This is a genomic window from Billgrantia saliphila (genome assembly GCF_002930105.1).
Classification (GTDB): domain Bacteria; phylum Pseudomonadota; class Gammaproteobacteria; order Pseudomonadales; family Halomonadaceae; genus Halomonas; species Halomonas saliphila.
On record NZ_PJRN01000001.1, the window covers coordinates 241,041 to 255,821 of the forward strand.

A 14,781-nucleotide genomic window follows, 5' to 3' on the forward strand; every position below is an offset into this window, starting at 1 on the left:
CCGGCGGGTCCGGCAGCGTCAGATCAGGTCGTGCTGCTTCAGTTTCTTGCGCAGCGTGCCTCGGTTGAGGCCGAGAATCTCGGCGGCACGGGTCTGATTGCCCTGGGTATGGTCCATGACGGCGGCCAACAGGGGCGCCTCGACCTCGGTCATTACCATGGCGTAGAGGTCGGTCACGGTTCCTCCGTCGAGATGGGCGAAGTAGCGTCGCATGGCGGCATCCACGGCGGCGCGCAGCGGCTGCTCCGCCAGGCTGGGAGGCGTAATGGCCGGCAGCGGTTCAAGGCCGCCGAGCTCCGGTATTTCACTACAGGGGCCATTGTCGAGACCCGACAGGTCGGCATTCCGGTTGAAGGCTTCTCGGTTCATGCGGCACTGATTCCATTGGTTGCCCACGGCGAGGCGATATCGCTCGCGGGGCGAAAGAGATCGTCGATGAAGTGATACTGCTCGTCCGGCCGCTCCAGGGCGTTGAAGGTCGCCCTCAACTCACGCTGACGGCCGGCATCGAAACGGCTGTCGGAAGCGAGATACCAGCCGAGATGCTTGCGCGCGATTCGCACTCCCATGTAGGCGCCGTAGAAATCGTGCAGCGCGCGCAGATGGCCATGTAGCACCTCGGCTCGTTCACTGGCATCGGGTGGCGAGCAGGTCTTGCCATGGCGCAGGTAGTGGTCGATCTCGCGAAAGATCCAGGGATTGCCTTGGGCGCCGCGGCCGATCATCACCGCGTCCGCACCAGTATAGTCCAGAACCCGGGCGGCCTTCTGCGGCGAATCGATGTCGCCGTTGGCAAAGACCGGGATGCTTACCGCCTGCTTGATGGCGGCGATGGTGTCGTATTCGGCCTCGCCGGAGTAGCGCTGCTGTCGGTGGCGGCCATGTACCGCCAAGGCCTGGATGCCGGCCGACTCGGCGAGTCGGGCCACGCGCACGCCATTGTTGCTCTGCGCGCACCAGCCGGTACGGATCTTGAGCGTGACCGGAACGCTCACGGCGGCCACCACCGCTTCCAGAATGTCGGCGACCAGCAACTCGTCGCGCAGTAGCGCCGATCCGGCGGCCTTGTTGCAGACCTTCTTGGCCGGGCAGCCCATGTTGATATCGATGATTTCGGCGCCCTGGGCGGCGTTGAGCCGCGCCGCCTCGGCCAGCATCGCGGCATCGCCGCCGGCGATCTGCACCGAGCGCGGGCCGGGTTCGCCCCGATGGTCCATGCGCTGGCGCGACTTACGCGTGTGCCACAGCGCGGGATCCGAGGTCACCATTTCGCCCACCACCAGGCCCGCGCCCAGCCGTCGGCAGAGCTGGCGAAAGGGGCGGTCGGTCACGCCGGCCATGGGGGCCAGGATGATCCGGTTGGGCAGACGGTGGCGGCCGATCTGTGGCAGCGGACGGCTATCGGACATGATGCTGACTAGTGGGCTTGGGGCTGCATATCATACGCCCCCATGGCAGTGGGGTGAAGGGAATCCATTGGCGTGGCTCAGGCGGGCGGGCGGCGACCGCTGAGCCGGACCCAGCCCTCGCGTGTCTCGGGCTCGTCCATGATCATTCCCTGGGCGCGGTAGGCTTCCAGCACTTCATTGGCCTGACGTTCGAGAATGCCGGAAAGCGCCAGGCGCCCGCCCGACGCCACGTGGCCGGCGATCATCGAGGCCAGTTCGACCAGTGGGCCGGCGAGAATGTTGGCCACCACGACGGGAAAGGCACGCTCGGCCTCGAGCTGCTCGGGATAGCAGAGCATGAATTCGCGCTCGTCGATCTCGTTGCGTTCGGCGTTATCGCGGCTGGCTTGCAGCGCCTGTGGATCGATGTCGGTACCGGTGGCGTGTGCCGCACCCAGCTTGAGCGCGGCGATGGCTAGAATGCCCGAGCCGCAGCCCACATCGAGAACTTCGCGGTCAGTCAGTCCATCCGCCAGGGCCAGGGCATCGAGCCATTCCAGGCACAGTGCCGTGGTGGGATGGGTACCGGTGCCGAAGGCCAGCCCGGGGTCGAGGTGCAGGTTGACCGCGTCGGGCTCCGGCGGCCGGTGCCAACTGGGTACGATCCACAGACGCCGACCCATGCGCAGCGGCTGGAAATCCTCCATCCACTCTCGCTCCCAGTCGCGATCGGCGAGCAGCTCGTGCTCGATCTCGGGACACGGTTCGCCGGGTATTTCTTCGGCCCAAGCCGCCGCCAGCCGCTCAAGCATGGCCTCGAGCCCTTCCAGGTCGTCATACAGGCCGGTCAGAACCGTTTCGTTCCACAGCGGCGTGGTGCCGCGCTCGGGCTCGAATACCGGGTCGTCGTGGGCATCCTGAAGCGTAATGGCGGTGGCGCCTTCGGCCAGCAACAGCTCTTCGAGCAGCTCGGCCTGCTCAGGAGCGATGCGTGCCTTGAGTTGCAGCCAGGGCATGGGAATCTCTCCGTGCGTAACGCAGGCGGGGTGGCCATGGCCACCCCGCCGGGAGCGAGACTCGAACTCAGGAGCCGAGCTTCTTCTCCAGATAATGGATATTGACGCCGCCCTGCTGGAAGTGTCCGTCGCGAACCAGGTCCTTGTGCAGGTCGGTATTGGTCTTGATGCCTTCCACCAGCAGCTCATCGAGACCGTTGCGCATGCGCGTGAGAGCGATTTCGCGGCTGTCACCCCAGGTGATCAATTTGCCGATCAGCGAGTCGTAGTGGGGCGGCACCGTATAGCCGGTGTAGAGGTGCGAATCCATGCGCACGCCGAGCCCGCCCGGCGGATGGTAGAGAGTGACCTTGCCAGGGGAGGGCATGAAGGTACGGGAATCTTCGGCGTTGATGCGGCACTCGAAGGCATGGCCGTTGAGCTTGACGTCTTCCTGGCGAAGCGACAGGGGAAGGCCCGAAGCGATGCGCAGCTGCTCACGCACGATATCCACGCCGGTGACCATCTCGGTGACAGGATGCTCCACCTGAACGCGGGTGTTCATCTCGATGAAGAAGTACTGGCCGTCTTCGTAGAGAAACTCGAAAGTACCGGCACCGCGATAGTCGATCTCGATACAGGCTTCGCGACACGCATCGAGAACCTTGGCCCGGGCGTCCGGATCGAGGCCTGGGGCCGGCGCCTCTTCCAGCACCTTCTGGTGGCGCCGCTGCAGCGAGCAGTCGCGGTCGTAGAGATGGATGGCATTGCCCTGGCCGTCCGCCAATACCTGCACTTCGACGTGGCGCGGGCGCTCGAGGAACTTTTCCATGTACACCGTGCCATCGCCGAAGGCGGCGTGCGCCTCGGTGCGGGTCACATTGATCGCCGACAGCAGGTGGCCCTCAGTGTGCACCACGCGCATGCCGCGGCCGCCACCGCCGGCAGCGGCCTTGATGATCACCGGGTAGCCGATGCGCCGGGCGATGGCGATGTTCTCGCCCTCGTCATCACCGAGAGGACCGTCCGAGCCGGGTACGGTGGGGACGCCGGCCTTCTTCATCGCTTCGATGGCGCTGACCTTGTCACCCATCAGGCGAATGGTCTCGGCGCGGGGGCCGATGAAGACGAAGCCGGAACGCTCCACCTGCTCGGCGAAGTTGGCGTTCTCGGAGAGAAAGCCATAGCCGGGGTGAATGGCACTGGAGTCGGTGACTTCCGCCGCGCTGATCAGCGCCGGAATGTTGAGATAGGACTGGGCCGAGGGCGCCGGTCCGATGCATACGGCCTCGTCGGCCAGGCGCACGTGCATCAGTTCGCGGTCGGCCTTGGAGTGAACCGCGACGGTCTTGATGCCCAATTCCTTGCAGGCGCGCAGGATTCGCAGGGCGATCTCGCCGCGGTTGGCGATGAGAACCTTGTCCAGCATAGGGAGTCCGCCAGTATCGGGTGAAAGATCAGGAGATGATGAGCATCGGCTGGTCGAATTCGACCGGCTCGCCGTCCTCGACCAGGATCGCCTCGATCACGCCGTCACGATCCGCCTCGATCTGGTTCATCATCTTCATCGCTTCTACGATGCACACCGTCTCGCCTTTCTTGACGCTCTGCCCCACTTCCACGAACGCCTTCGAACCCGGCGCCGGGCTACGGTAGAAAGTGCCGACCATGGGCGAGGTCAGTGCATGGCCCTGGAAGCTCGAAGTGGCCTCTTCGGCAGGCTCGGCGGTGGCCGAAGTCGGTGTCGACTGACTCGGCGCCGGCTGCGGCGGGGCATACTGGGGCATGGGGGGTTGTGGCCAGCTCACCCCGTTGGGATGCCGGCTGATGCGCACCGATTCTTCGCCTTCCTGAATCTCGATTTCGCTGATATTGGATTCTTCGAGCAGCTCGATCAGTTTCTTGACCTTGCGGATATCCATGTTACGTCTCGATCGGTGGGTAAAGGGCGATGGGCCGGGCGCTGTTAACCCCGACCAACTTTCGATAGATCACGGCAAGATTACGAACATTGCCGACGCTATCGGCCTTGATAAGCGTTGTTGGCGGAGTGTGCCTAAAAACCGGGGGGATGTCCAGCCGGTCGAGAACGGTGTTCGAGCCGCTCAGGAGCGGGCCAGTGCGGCGCTGTCCGTCTCGCTCGCGGCGGTCTCGAACCAGTCGAGCAGGCGATGCAGATGATTAGCGAACTCGGTGGCGCCGACCTCGCCCTGGATACGAGCCTCACGGATCTCATTCTCCCCGCTGAAGAATAGCAGGCTCGGCGGGCCGAACAGGCCGAAGTGATCGAGCAGCTTCCGAGTGGTGGCATCAGTGCGCGTGACGTCGACATTGATGCGCGCGAAGTTCTGCAGCGGCTCGGCCACTTGGGGATCGGGATAGACCTGGCGCTCCAGCTGCTTGCACGAGATGCACCAATCGGCGGTGAAATGGACGAAGGCGGGGCGCTGCCCATCGGTTTCGCGTAGCGCAGCACGCAGCGACTCGAGGTCGGCGACAGTGGTGACCTCGTTCGCGGCGGGTGTCGCCGAGCGGGCCAGGCCGGGAGCCAACGGGCGCAGCGGATCGTTGCCGCCCATGGCGGCTCCGATCACCAGGGCAATGCCCCAGGTCAGCAGCATCAGGCCGGCGGCCTGGCGCACCCTGGGCCAGCCCTGGGCCTGGTTGACAGTCAGTGCGCCCATGGCCAGGGCGCTACCGATCGCCAGGGCCGCCCACAGCAACAGGCTCATGGCAGGTGGCAGCAGCCGCTCGACGAGCCAGACCGCCACGCCGAGCAGCAGAATGCCGAAGGCGATCTTGACGCCGTTCATCCAGGCACCGGAGCGCGGCAGGGCGGTGGTGCCGAAAGTGCCGACCAGCAGTAGCGGCACCCCCATGCCGAGTCCCAGGGCGAGCAGAGCGGCCCCGCCCAGCAAGGCATCGCCGGTGGAGGAGATGAATACCAGCGCACCTGCCAGTGGGGCCGATACGCAGGGTGAAACGACCAGCACCGAGAGCGCTCCGGCGCCGGCCAGGCCGAGCGGGCCGCTGCGCTGGGCGCGAGCCTGCCAGGCGTCGACGCGCGTGGCCAGGCGCGGTGACAGGCGCAGATCGAAGGTTCCGAGCATGGCCAGGGCGAACAGGGCGAAGAGCAGTGCGAAGGTGATCAGTACCGCCGGTGCCTGCAGGTGCGCCTGCAGGTTGAGCCCCGCGCCGAACAGGCCCATCAGCACGCCGGCCAGCGCATAAGTCAGCGCCATGCCGGCCACGTAACTGGCCGAGAGGACGAAGGCGCGCGGGCGAGTCGGGTTCTGGCCGACGACGATCGACGACAGGATGGGCACCATCGGCAGGACGCAAGGGGTGAAGGTCAGTCCCAGTCCGGCCAGGAAGAACAGGCCCAGCGCCAGCGGCAGGCTGGCTTCGCCGATCAGGCGACTGAAGCGGCCGTCCTCGCTCTGTGGGGCCGATGAGGCGAAGCCGGCAGCGGCCTGGGCGGAAGCCGCCTCCGTGCCTTTGCCTTCCCCATTCGTCCAGTCGACGAAGGCGGCCGGCACCGCACCCTCCGGTGCCTGGAGATTCACCTGCTCCGGCGGGTAGCAGAGGCCGGCGTCGGCGCAACCCTGGAAGCGGACCGACACGTCGAGCGGTCCTTCGGTGGCGCCGGCGAGCGGTGTCTCGAAGACCACGCGATCGTAGAAGACATAGACGTCACCGAGGAATTCGTCGCTCTTGAACTGACCTTCCGGCAGGATCGACTCGCCCAGCTCGACGCTCTCGTCGCGACTCTGGACATCGAATTGGTGCCGGTAGAGGTAATATCCCTCGGCATTCTCGAAGCCGACGTAGAGCGTCTCGCCATCGTGCCAGGCGCTTGGCTGGAAGGCATCCTGTACCGGCAGAAACGAATCCGACTGGTTCGAAGAGGAGAACCACTGGGCCTGGGCCGCCATGGGCAACCACAGCAACAGGGCTAGCAGTAGGCGATGGACGAGATGGCGATGAATCAATGCAATCATCCCTCTGAGGAGCGAGCGCGCCTCCAAATGGACCGGTTGCGAAGTCCCGGGTTCCGAGTGGGTCAGACGACGCCAGCGTTGGCGCTAGCCTACCTCAGGCGCAGAGAGGGGTGAACCGGCAAGTTGCGTGCACGGCTGCGCTGCATTGTCGCATGGCCAGGCTGGCCTGACCGCGAGGCTGTAAGTGAGGCGGGCCGCATGAAGCCGGCCCGCGACGGGAACTCAGGCCTTGTCGTAGGCGGCCACGGCCTTCTCGATGGCCTTGCGGGCGGCTTCGACGCCCTCCCAGGATTCCACCTTGACCCACTTGCCCTTCTCGAGGTCCTTGTAGTTCTCGAAGAAGTGAGCGATCTGCTGACGCAGCAGCTCCGGCAGGTCGGTCACTTCCTGCACTTCGTCGTAGAGCGTGGTCAGCTTGGCATGGGGCACGCATACCAGCTTGGCGTCCTCGCCGGCCTCGTCGGTCATGTTCAGAATGCCGACCGGACGGGCGCGGATGACGCTGCCGGGCTGGACTGGGTAGGGCGTGACCACCAGCGCATCGAGCGGGTCGCCATCATCAGCCAGGGTATGGGGAATGAACCCGTAGTTGGCCGGATAGAACATCGGGGTGGCCATGAAGCGGTCTACCAGCAGTGCCCCCATGTCCTTGTCGATCTCGTACTTGATCGGTGCGTGGTTGGCGGGGATCTCGATGGCGACGTAGACGTCGTTGGGAAGGTCCTTGCCGGCGGGGATATGGTCGAAATTCATCGTCGCTTCTTCCTTCGTTGGCCAAAAGTGAAGTCATCGCAAAATGCGCCAAATTATACGGAGCCGATTGGATGATTACCAATGCGACATAGGTGACGAGCGGCGTGCCTGCCCGCCGCGGCTTTAGCTTTGGTTGACAGGTGGCGGGTCCGACAACCGTGTATGATGGCCGACGTCAGAGTGTTCGGCCAGCCAATCGGAGCGAGCGGGTGATCAGCGGCGAAATCATTAAGGAGCGTGTCTTGCCATCCAACCGTCTGTCGTTGAGCGTTGGCCAGGCCTTCGTGGCGCCGGATCGTCGCAACCATCGCAGCTCCATGTCGGTCCGCATCGCGGAGGAGCCGGGGCAGCTCGCTGCCAAGGGCGCCTGCGCGCTGATCAGCGATACCAGCTCGCGTAATGCCATCGCCAAGCAGGCCGGCGATCTCAGCGTGCGCGGCTTTCTGGCCGACTATTTCTCGACCCCCGATCACTGGGACGTCAAGACGTCCGCGACGCGAGTGCTGCGCGCCCTTAACGGCTGGTGCTACAGCCAGAGTACTTTCGTCGAGAACGGCAGCTACGTGGCGTCGCTCTCCGCCATGGTCTATCGCGGCCGCGAGTCGCACCTGTTCCATATGGGCGATACCCTGGTGTTTCGCCTGCGAGGTGCGGAATTCGAACAGCTCTCGCGCGATCATGTCACCGACCTGGGGGGGTATCGCTATCCGTCGCGTGCGCTGGGGTTGGATGGCAGCATCGATATCGACTACATGAATCTGCCGCTGAAGCAGGGCGATATTTTTCTGTTCACCACCCAGGCAGTGCGCGGCACGCTGATGCCCTCCGACTACGTTCGACTGATCCGGCAGGATGCCAGTGATCTCGATGCGGCCTGTGAACGGCTCGCCGAGGCGGCCCGCGAGCGGGCGCAGGAGCGCGGCTATGGCGCCGACCAGTTCTGCTTCCAACTGGTGCGCATCGACCAACTGCCGGAAGAGGAACGCGATCACCCGAGCCGCATCTATGGCGATCTGCCGATTCCCCCCGAGCTGGCGCCAGGGGAACGAATCGATGGACTGGAGGTGCAGGAGGTACTTTCGCGCACCGCTCAATCGCGAGTCTATCGGGTGCGCGACACCCGCAGCGAGCGCGAGATGGTGATGAAGGCGCCAAGCCCCGAGCTGTCCCATCGAAACGCCTATATGGAGCATTTCCTGCTGCAGCAATGGGTGGTGGAGCGGGTCAAGTCGCCGTTCGTCGCTCGCGTCATGGAGCCTTCGCGTCCGCGCCGTTACCTCTATTACCTGATGGCCTACGTCGAGGGCACTACGTTGACCGAATGGGCCCGCCGCCATCCTCAGGCCAGCCTGGCTCAGCGGCTGGATATCGCCGCCCAGCTGGGCAAGGCGGTGCAGGCACTGCATCATCGCGATCTGCTGCACCAGCGCATTCACCCCGACAATGTCCTGATCGACGTGCACGGACAGGTGGTATTGACCGACTTCAGCGCCTGCAGCATGCGCGATCTGGAAGGGCATCGCCGCTCGCGTGAGCTGGCGCGCCAGACCGGGCTTTCCGAGCACAGCGCTCCGGAATATGCGCTGGACGATAGCGTCGGGCGGCGCAGCGACCAATATTCGCTGGCTTCGACCATCTACTGGCTGGTGACCGGCGAGCTGCCCTACGAGTTGACGCCGGATCGCCTGCGTAGCCACACCGACCTCGAACGGCTGAGCTATCGCAGTGCGCGCTTGTTTAATCCCGAAGTATCGCCACAGCTCGACGACACCCTGCGGCGCGCGCTGGACCCTCAGCGTTCGCTGCGCTTCCGGCGCATGTCGGAGCTGCTCTATGCGCTGCGCCAGGATGGTCGTCCCGTTGCCGTGCATCGCGATCCCCGGCGTTTGCTGCGCGAACCGGCCAACTTCTGGCAGGGCGTGGCGGCTCTTCTCCTGTTGCTGCTCATACTCTCCTGGCTACTGAGATAGCCTCGCAAGCGAGCGCGTAAAACGAGAAAGCCCGGCCAATGGCCGGGCTTTCTCGTTCAAGCGTGGATGCGTCAGAGCTTGAACTCCGGCAACTTGCGTTCGGCCTTGGCCAGCTTGAGATTCGCTACCTTGGGTAGGCCGTTCTCGAACGGGGGGTAGTCCTCCCCCTGAATCAGCGGGGACAGGTAGCGGCGACAGGCGTCGGTGATGCCGAAGCCGTCCTCGCGAATGTACTCGCGCGGCATGAACTTCTCGCGATTGGCCACCTCCGCCAGCGGCGCGGGCTCGATGCGCCATTCATAGGGCGAATCGCTGATGCGCTTGATGGCCGGCATCATGGCGTTCTTGCCGTCAACGGCCAGTTCCACGGCGTGCTGGCCGACCGCATAGGCTTGTTCCACATCGGTGCGTGACGCCAGATGGCGTGCGGCGCGCTGCAGGTAGTCGGCCACCGCCCAGTGGTACTTGTAGCCGAGGTCCTGCTTGACCATGCCGGCCAATGTCGGCGCCACGCCTCCCAGCTGACGGTGACCGAAGGCGTCGGTGTTGCCCGAATCGGCAAGGAAGGTGCCGTCCTCGTAGCGGGCACCCTCGGAGACGACGATCACGCAATAGCCGTACTTCTGCACGCACTCCTCGACGCGCGCCATCACCTTGGTCCGCTCGAACGGCACCTCGGGGAAGATCACCAGATGGGGCGGCTCACCTTCACCTTCCCCGGCCAAGGCGCCCGCGGCAGCGATCCAGCCGGCGTGGCGGCCCATCACCTCGAGCACGAACACCTTGGTCGAGGTGGCGCACATGGAGGCGATGTCCAGCGAGGCCTCGAGCGTTGAGGTGGCGATGTACTTGGCTACGCTGCCGAAGCCCGGCGAGTTGTCGGTGATCGGCAGATCGTTGTCGACGGTCTTGGGCACATGGATGGCGGTCAGCGGGTAGCCCATCTTCTCGGAGAGCTGGGAAACCTTGAGGCAGGTATCGGCGCTGTCGCCACCGCCGTTATAGAAGAAGTAGCGGATGTCGTGGGCCTTGAAGACCTCGATGAGGCGTTCGTACTGGGCGCGGTGGCTCTCGATGTCCTTGAGCTTGTAGCGGCACGAACCGAAGGCGCCGCCGGGCGTGTGACGCAGGGCGGCGATGGCCTCGTCCGACTCCTGGCTGACGTCGATCAGGTCTTCGGTCAAGGCGCCGATGATGCCGTTGTGTCCGGCATAGACCTTGCCGATGCGATCGGCGTGTTGGCGACAGGCTTCGATCACGCCACAGGCGCTGGCGTTGATCACGGCGGTAACACCGCCAGACTGGGCGTAGAAGGCGTTATGCTGGGCCATGGGGCTTGCGTGCTCCTGGTCTCGTGCGGGGGAAGGTTCCGTTTCATACTTCACGACAAGGCGAAATATTTTAGCCGAAAGGCGGCGAACCTGCACGCCGCTGGAGGGGTGGCGCCGGGCCGTGCTAGTCTGCCGCTTTCTCGGCGGCAGGTAGTGAGCGCCTGCATCACTGGTGAAAGGGTCGAATCAACATGCACCTCCACATTCTCGGCATCTGCGGCACCTTCATGGGCAGTCTGGCGTTGCTGGCGCGAGACCTGGGGCACACCGTCACCGGGTCGGATACGGGTGTCTACCCGCCGATGAGTACCCAACTGGAGGAAGCCGGAATCGAGCTGCAGGAGGGCTACCGTGCCGAGAATCTGTCGCCGCGCCCCGACCTGGTGGTGGTGGGTAATGCCATATCGCGGGGCAATCCGGAGGTGGAGGCCGTGCTCGACATGGGCCTGCCCTACGTCTCGGGCCCTCAATGGTTGGCCGAGCATGTCCTGTCGGGCAGGCGAGTCATCGCCGTGGCCGGTACCCACGGCAAGACCACCACGGCGAGCCTTGCCGCCTGGCTGCTGGAATCGGCGGGCCTGGCGCCGGGCTTCCTGATTGGAGGCGTGCCGCGCAATTTCGGCATATCGGCGCGGCTCGGTGCCCCCGGGGCTCCGTTCGTGATCGAGGCGGACGAGTACGACACGGCATTTTTCGACAAGCGCTCTAAGTTCGTCCACTACCGCCCCGAGATCGCCGTATTGGGCAATCTCGAGTTCGATCATGCCGACATCTTTGACGATCTGGCCGCCATAGAGCGCCAGTTTCACCATCTCGTGCGTACCGTGCCGGGCAAGGGGCGGCTGCTGGTCGCCGACGCCGAGCCGGCCCTCGATCGAGTGCTGGCGATGGGGAGCTGGACGCCGGTGGAGCGCTTTGGCGAAGAGGCGACGAGCCCTTGGCGCATCGAGCTCGAGCGCGACGACGCCTCGCGCTTCCGCGTCGTTCACCAGCAGGGCGAGGTGAACGAGGACGCGGTGGTCGACTGGAGCCTGACGGGAGCTTACAACGCTCGCAATGCCCTGGCCGCTCTGGCTGCGGTGCATGCCTGCGGCGTCGATCTGGCGCGCGGCTGTGCGGCGGCTTCGCGCTTCGAGACCCCGCGGCGACGTCAGGAGCTGCGCGGTGAGGTGGCCGGCATCCAGGTGATCGACGACTTCGCCCATCACCCCACGGCGATCGCCGCCACCCTCGAGGGGCTGCGTGCCGCCACGCCACGCGGCCGGCTGCTGGCAGTCATCGAGCCGCGCTCCAATACCATGCGCCTGGGTACCCTGCGCGAGCGCCTGGCGGCAAGCGTGAATGCCGCCGACGCTGCATTCTGGTACCAGCCACCGGGGCTCGACTGGTCGCTTGACCCGATGCTCGTGGCGAGCCCGGTCCCGGCCAGGCTCGAGCAGGACATCGACGCCCTGGTGGCGGCGCTGGTGGCCGAGGCGCGCCCGCTCGATCGCATCGTGATCATGTCCAATGGCGGCTTCGGCGGCATTCACGCAAAACTGCTCGTTGCGCTAAAGGTGGCGCATGGCTGAGGCGAGTTCCGGGCCGATGGATAAGACGGCCTTTCGTCCGCCGGTCACGGTAGCGATTACCGGCGCCTCCGGTGCCCAATACGGGCTGCGGCTGATCGAGGCGCTGGTGGCCGCTGACCATGCGGTATGGGTGATGATCTCGAAGGCCGCTCATCTGGTGATCGACACCGAGACCGATGCCGCCTTGCCGGCACGTCCCGAGCGGCTGGCCGCAGCGCTGACGGAGCGCTGCGGCGCGCGCGCCGGCCAGATTCGCTGCTTCGGTCGCGAGGACTGGATGGCACCGGTGGCATCGGGGTCCGGGGCACCGTCGGCGATGGTGATCTGTCCCTGCAGCACCGGCACGCTCTCCGCAGTCGCCACCGGGGCCAGCAACAACCTGATCGAGCGGGCCGCCGACGTGGCGCTGAAGGAGCGGCGCAAGCTGATCCTGGTGCCGCGCGAGACACCGCTGTCGGCGATTCATCTCGAGCATATGCTGTCCTTGACCCGCATGGGGGCGGTCATCCTGCCGGCAGCTCCCGGCTTCTACCATCGGCCCGTGAGTGTGGACGATCTCATCGACTTCATCGTGGCGCGAATTCTCAACCAGCTCGCTATCGAGCACCGGCTCTTGCCGCGTTGGGGGGAGTAAGGGCGGTGACGCTTGCAAGGGGTGTCATGCCCCTGTCATCGGTTTCCGTCAGAGTCGGCGTACACGAACGAGGCCAACCCGCATGATCAAGCTGTCGCTGATGTCGGTCTTCGTGCCGACGTTCCTGTTCGTCTCGCTGACGCCCGGCATGTGCATGACATTATCCATGGTGCTGGGCATGACCCAAGGCGTGCGCCGCACCCTGTGGATGATGATCGGCGAACTGGTCGGGGTGGGGCTGGTGGCCGCCGCCGCCGGTGCCGGTGTGGCGACGCTGATGTTGCGCCAGCCGGAACTCTTTGCCCTGTTTAAGTGGTTGGGCGGTGCCTACCTGGCCTATCTGGGCGTGATGATGTGGCGTTCGCGTGGACGCATGGCGATCCCGCTGGAGAGCATGGAGCTGGCGCCAGCGTCGCGTGGCCAGTTGGCGCTGCAAGGGTTCGTTACCGCCGTGGCCAACCCCAAGGGGTGGGCGTTCTTCGTTGCGTTGCTGCCACCTTTCCTCGATCCCGCGCAACCGCTGAGCGGTCAGCTCGCAGCGTTGATCGCGGTGATCCTCACCATCGAGTTCGCTTGTCTCCTAATGTATGCCGCCGGCGGGCGCGGCCTTCGCCGCATGCTGGGCGAAAGCGACAACGTGCGGCTGCTCAATCGTATCGCCGGCTCGCTGATGCTCGGCGTTGGCGCCTGGCTGGCCTTCGGCTGATCGGGTTCAGCACGGCTAGATCGGCGGCAGCCAGATCACGCGAGCACTCAGCAATACCAGCGAGGCGGCGCTCAGTAGCTGCCAGGGGCAGGGGGAGAGCGGGGGGCGCGGCTTGCTCTGCCAGGCCAGGCGCACCAGAGCGCAGACCACTAACCCAAGCAGACCGCCGCCGATCAGATCGGTGAGCCAATGTACGCCGACCACCAGACGCGACAGCGCCATGGGAATGATCAAGGCGATGGCCAGCCAATAAGCCCAGAATCGTTTCCGCTGTGGTAGCTCGCTTGCGATGAAGGCCGCTGCGAGGCCGTACACCACCACCGCCGATGAGGCGTGGGCGCTGGGATAGGAGAGCGAGCCAAGCAGGTAGTCGGGTGTTTCGGGGCGAGGGCGTGCGATGAGAGCCTTGCCCAGGGTATTGAGCACGGCGATGGCGCCGAGCCCGGCAGCGATATGGATGAACGCGGCCAGATGACGCCGAGCCAGCAGCCATGCACCCCAGGGCAGGATCAGGGCCAGGATGCCGACGAGGTCGCCGACCTTGGCCAGCAGCTGGCCGGCTTCGGGCAGCAGCGGCACGACGAGCGCTGTGAACAGGGCGTACACGTGCAGATCGATGGGGAAGGGGCCGTCCTGGCGAATCACTGCGATGGTCAGTCCCGAAAGGCCGCCCAGCGAGAAGATCAATAGCAACCAGCTTGCCAGCGGCACTTCGCCCTGACCGCGCCAGCTCTGGCGTAGCCATAGCCGCCGGAGCAAGGGGCGTTGGCGCGCGCTCCGGGCCAGCAGGCGATAGACGCGGCCGCTGCGGCTGACCTGGTGGCGTAGCCAGGAGAAAGCCACGATCAATGTCACGACCAGCACCGCCAGCACCACGAGCAGTTCCTCGAGGCCTGAGGGAATGTCGAGCAGCTGCTGCCAGGTCTGGCCCAGTAGGTAGCCGGGCAGCACGTAGGCGGGTGCCCATAGGGCTGCCGATATAAGATTGGCCCAGAGGAAGGAGCGCGGCGCCATGTGCAGCATCCCCGCAGTGAGGGGAACAATCGGCCGCACGGGGCCGACGAAGCGGCCGAGGAATACCGACAAGCTGCCGTAACGCTGGAAGAAACGAGCGCCGCGGGCCAGCCATTCCGGGTGACGGGAGAGCGGCCACATCTGGATGACCCGCTCGCGTTGTGTGTAGCCCAGAGCGAAGCTGATGCCATCGCCCAGTACGGCTCCAGTGAAAGCCGCGAGCAGCAGTCCGGTCAACGCCATGTCCTGGTGCCCGGCGAGCGAGGCGACAGCCGTGATCAGCACCACACCGGGCAGTAGCAGCCCGATCAGAGCCAGCGATTCGACTAGGGCGATGGCGGCGATGAGCAGCAACAGCGTCTCGGGGGTGGGGGCGAGCTGCTGAAGAAACTCGGTAGGGCTCAAGCATCGACTCCTT

Annotated in this window: 13 protein-coding genes; 4 read left to right on the forward strand and 9 right to left on the reverse strand. The window is 65.3% G+C overall.

The window, feature by feature from the left end; translation table 11 throughout:
• Positions 1-18: 18 nt before the first annotated feature.
• The 7 genes from fis to ppa all read right to left on the reverse strand — a co-directional run bounded on the left by fis (position 19) and on the right by ppa (position 7,137).
• Positions 19-369, reverse strand: a complete 351-nt coding sequence (fis, locus tag CYJ07_RS01155) for a DNA-binding transcriptional regulator Fis (RefSeq protein ID WP_104201826.1) — start codon at positions 367-369, stop codon at positions 19-21.
• Positions 366-1,409, reverse strand: coding sequence for a tRNA dihydrouridine synthase DusB (gene dusB, locus CYJ07_RS01160; RefSeq protein WP_104201827.1), 1,044 nt, complete (start codon positions 1,407-1,409; stop codon positions 366-368). Before dusB ends, fis begins: the two co-directional genes overlap by 4 nt.
• A gap of 77 nt (positions 1,410-1,486) precedes the next feature.
• Positions 1,487-2,404 carry a 50S ribosomal protein L11 methyltransferase gene (gene prmA, locus CYJ07_RS01165; protein ID WP_104201828.1) on the reverse strand — a complete coding sequence of 306 codons (918 nt, stop codon included), beginning with the start codon at positions 2,402-2,404 and terminating at the stop codon, positions 1,487-1,489.
• 67 nt (positions 2,405-2,471) lie between these two features.
• Positions 2,472-3,812, reverse strand: a complete 1,341-nt coding sequence (accC, locus tag CYJ07_RS01170) for an acetyl-CoA carboxylase biotin carboxylase subunit (RefSeq protein WP_104201829.1) — start codon at positions 3,810-3,812, stop codon at positions 2,472-2,474.
• 28 nt (positions 3,813-3,840) lie between these two features.
• Positions 3,841-4,305, reverse strand: coding sequence for an acetyl-CoA carboxylase biotin carboxyl carrier protein (accB, locus tag CYJ07_RS01175; RefSeq protein WP_104201830.1), 465 nt, complete (start codon positions 4,303-4,305; stop codon positions 3,841-3,843).
• A 183-nt stretch (positions 4,306-4,488) separates the two neighbouring features.
• The gene (dsbD, locus tag CYJ07_RS01180) at positions 4,489-6,384 is read right to left on the reverse strand and encodes a protein-disulfide reductase DsbD (RefSeq protein ID WP_104201831.1); all 1,896 of its coding nucleotides are present in this window, start codon (positions 6,382-6,384) and stop codon (positions 4,489-4,491) included.
• 222 nt (positions 6,385-6,606) lie between these two features.
• Positions 6,607-7,137, reverse strand: coding sequence for an inorganic diphosphatase (gene ppa, locus CYJ07_RS01185; RefSeq protein ID WP_104201832.1), 531 nt, complete (start codon positions 7,135-7,137; stop codon positions 6,607-6,609).
• A gap of 317 nt (positions 7,138-7,454) precedes the next feature.
• On the opposite strand from ppa, the gene CYJ07_RS01190 reads away from it, so the two are divergent.
• On the forward strand, positions 7,455-9,107 hold the full coding sequence (locus CYJ07_RS01190) for a protein kinase domain-containing protein (protein WP_422666932.1): 1,653 nt from the start codon (positions 7,455-7,457) through the stop codon (positions 9,105-9,107).
• A 71-nt stretch (positions 9,108-9,178) separates the two neighbouring features.
• Here the strand turns inward: CYJ07_RS01190 and CYJ07_RS01195 are convergent, their stop codons facing one another.
• Entirely contained in the window at positions 9,179-10,438 is a 1,260-nt protein-coding gene (locus tag CYJ07_RS01195) for a 6-phosphofructokinase (protein ID WP_104201833.1), read from the reverse strand.
• Between the two features lie 191 nt (positions 10,439-10,629).
• Between CYJ07_RS01195 and mpl the strand changes: the two genes are divergently transcribed.
• The 3 genes from mpl (at position 10,630) to CYJ07_RS01210 (ending at position 13,349) form a co-directional block, all read left to right on the forward strand.
• Positions 10,630-12,009 (forward strand): UDP-N-acetylmuramate:L-alanyl-gamma-D-glutamyl-meso-diaminopimelate ligase, encoded by a 1,380-nt coding sequence (gene mpl, locus CYJ07_RS01200; RefSeq protein ID WP_104201834.1) that lies wholly within the window; start codon positions 10,630-10,632, stop codon positions 12,007-12,009.
• A 16-nt stretch (positions 12,010-12,025) separates the two neighbouring features.
• Positions 12,026-12,643 carry a flavin prenyltransferase UbiX gene (locus CYJ07_RS01205; protein ID WP_104201835.1) on the forward strand — a complete coding sequence of 206 codons (618 nt, stop codon included), beginning with the start codon at positions 12,026-12,028 and terminating at the stop codon, positions 12,641-12,643.
• A gap of 82 nt (positions 12,644-12,725) precedes the next feature.
• Entirely contained in the window at positions 12,726-13,349 is a 624-nt protein-coding gene (locus tag CYJ07_RS01210; protein ID WP_197038218.1) for a LysE family translocator, read from the forward strand.
• Positions 13,350-13,364: 15 nt separating this feature from the next.
• Here the strand turns inward: CYJ07_RS01210 and CYJ07_RS01215 are convergent, their stop codons facing one another.
• Positions 13,365-14,768: a bifunctional DedA family/phosphatase PAP2 family protein gene (locus tag CYJ07_RS01215; protein ID WP_104201836.1), complete on the reverse strand. Its 1,404-nt coding sequence runs from the start codon at positions 14,766-14,768 to the stop codon at positions 13,365-13,367.
• Between the last annotated feature and the right edge of the window lie 13 nt (positions 14,769-14,781).

Excerpts from the sequence above, each read along its gene's own strand:
- CYJ07_RS01205 (WP_104201835.1), top strand. The coding sequence starts at position 12,026 with ATGGATAAGACGGCCTTTCGTCCGCCGGTCACGGTAGCGATTACCGGC.
- CYJ07_RS01190 (WP_422666932.1), top strand. The coding sequence starts at position 7,455 with ATGTCGGTCCGCATCGCGGAGGAGCCGGGGCAGCTCGCTGCCAAGGGC.
- ppa (WP_104201832.1), bottom strand. The coding sequence starts at position 7,137 with ATGAATTTCGACCATATCCCCGCCGGCAAGGACCTTCCCAACGACGTC.
- CYJ07_RS01210 (WP_197038218.1), top strand. The coding sequence starts at position 12,726 with ATGATCAAGCTGTCGCTGATGTCGGTCTTCGTGCCGACGTTCCTGTTC.
- mpl (WP_104201834.1), top strand. The coding sequence starts at position 10,630 with ATGCACCTCCACATTCTCGGCATCTGCGGCACCTTCATGGGCAGTCTG.
- dusB (WP_104201827.1), bottom strand. The coding sequence starts at position 1,409 with ATGTCCGATAGCCGTCCGCTGCCACAGATCGGCCGCCACCGTCTGCCC.
- CYJ07_RS01195 (WP_104201833.1), bottom strand. The coding sequence starts at position 10,438 with ATGGCCCAGCATAACGCCTTCTACGCCCAGTCTGGCGGTGTTACCGCC.
- dsbD (WP_104201831.1), bottom strand. The coding sequence starts at position 6,384 with ATGATTGCATTGATTCATCGCCATCTCGTCCATCGCCTACTGCTAGCC.
- accB (WP_104201830.1), bottom strand. The coding sequence starts at position 4,305 with ATGGATATCCGCAAGGTCAAGAAACTGATCGAGCTGCTCGAAGAATCC.
- accC (WP_104201829.1), bottom strand. The coding sequence starts at position 3,812 with ATGCTGGACAAGGTTCTCATCGCCAACCGCGGCGAGATCGCCCTGCGA.
- fis (WP_104201826.1), bottom strand. The coding sequence starts at position 369 with ATGAACCGAGAAGCCTTCAACCGGAATGCCGACCTGTCGGGTCTCGAC.
- prmA (WP_104201828.1), bottom strand. The coding sequence starts at position 2,404 with ATGCCCTGGCTGCAACTCAAGGCACGCATCGCTCCTGAGCAGGCCGAG.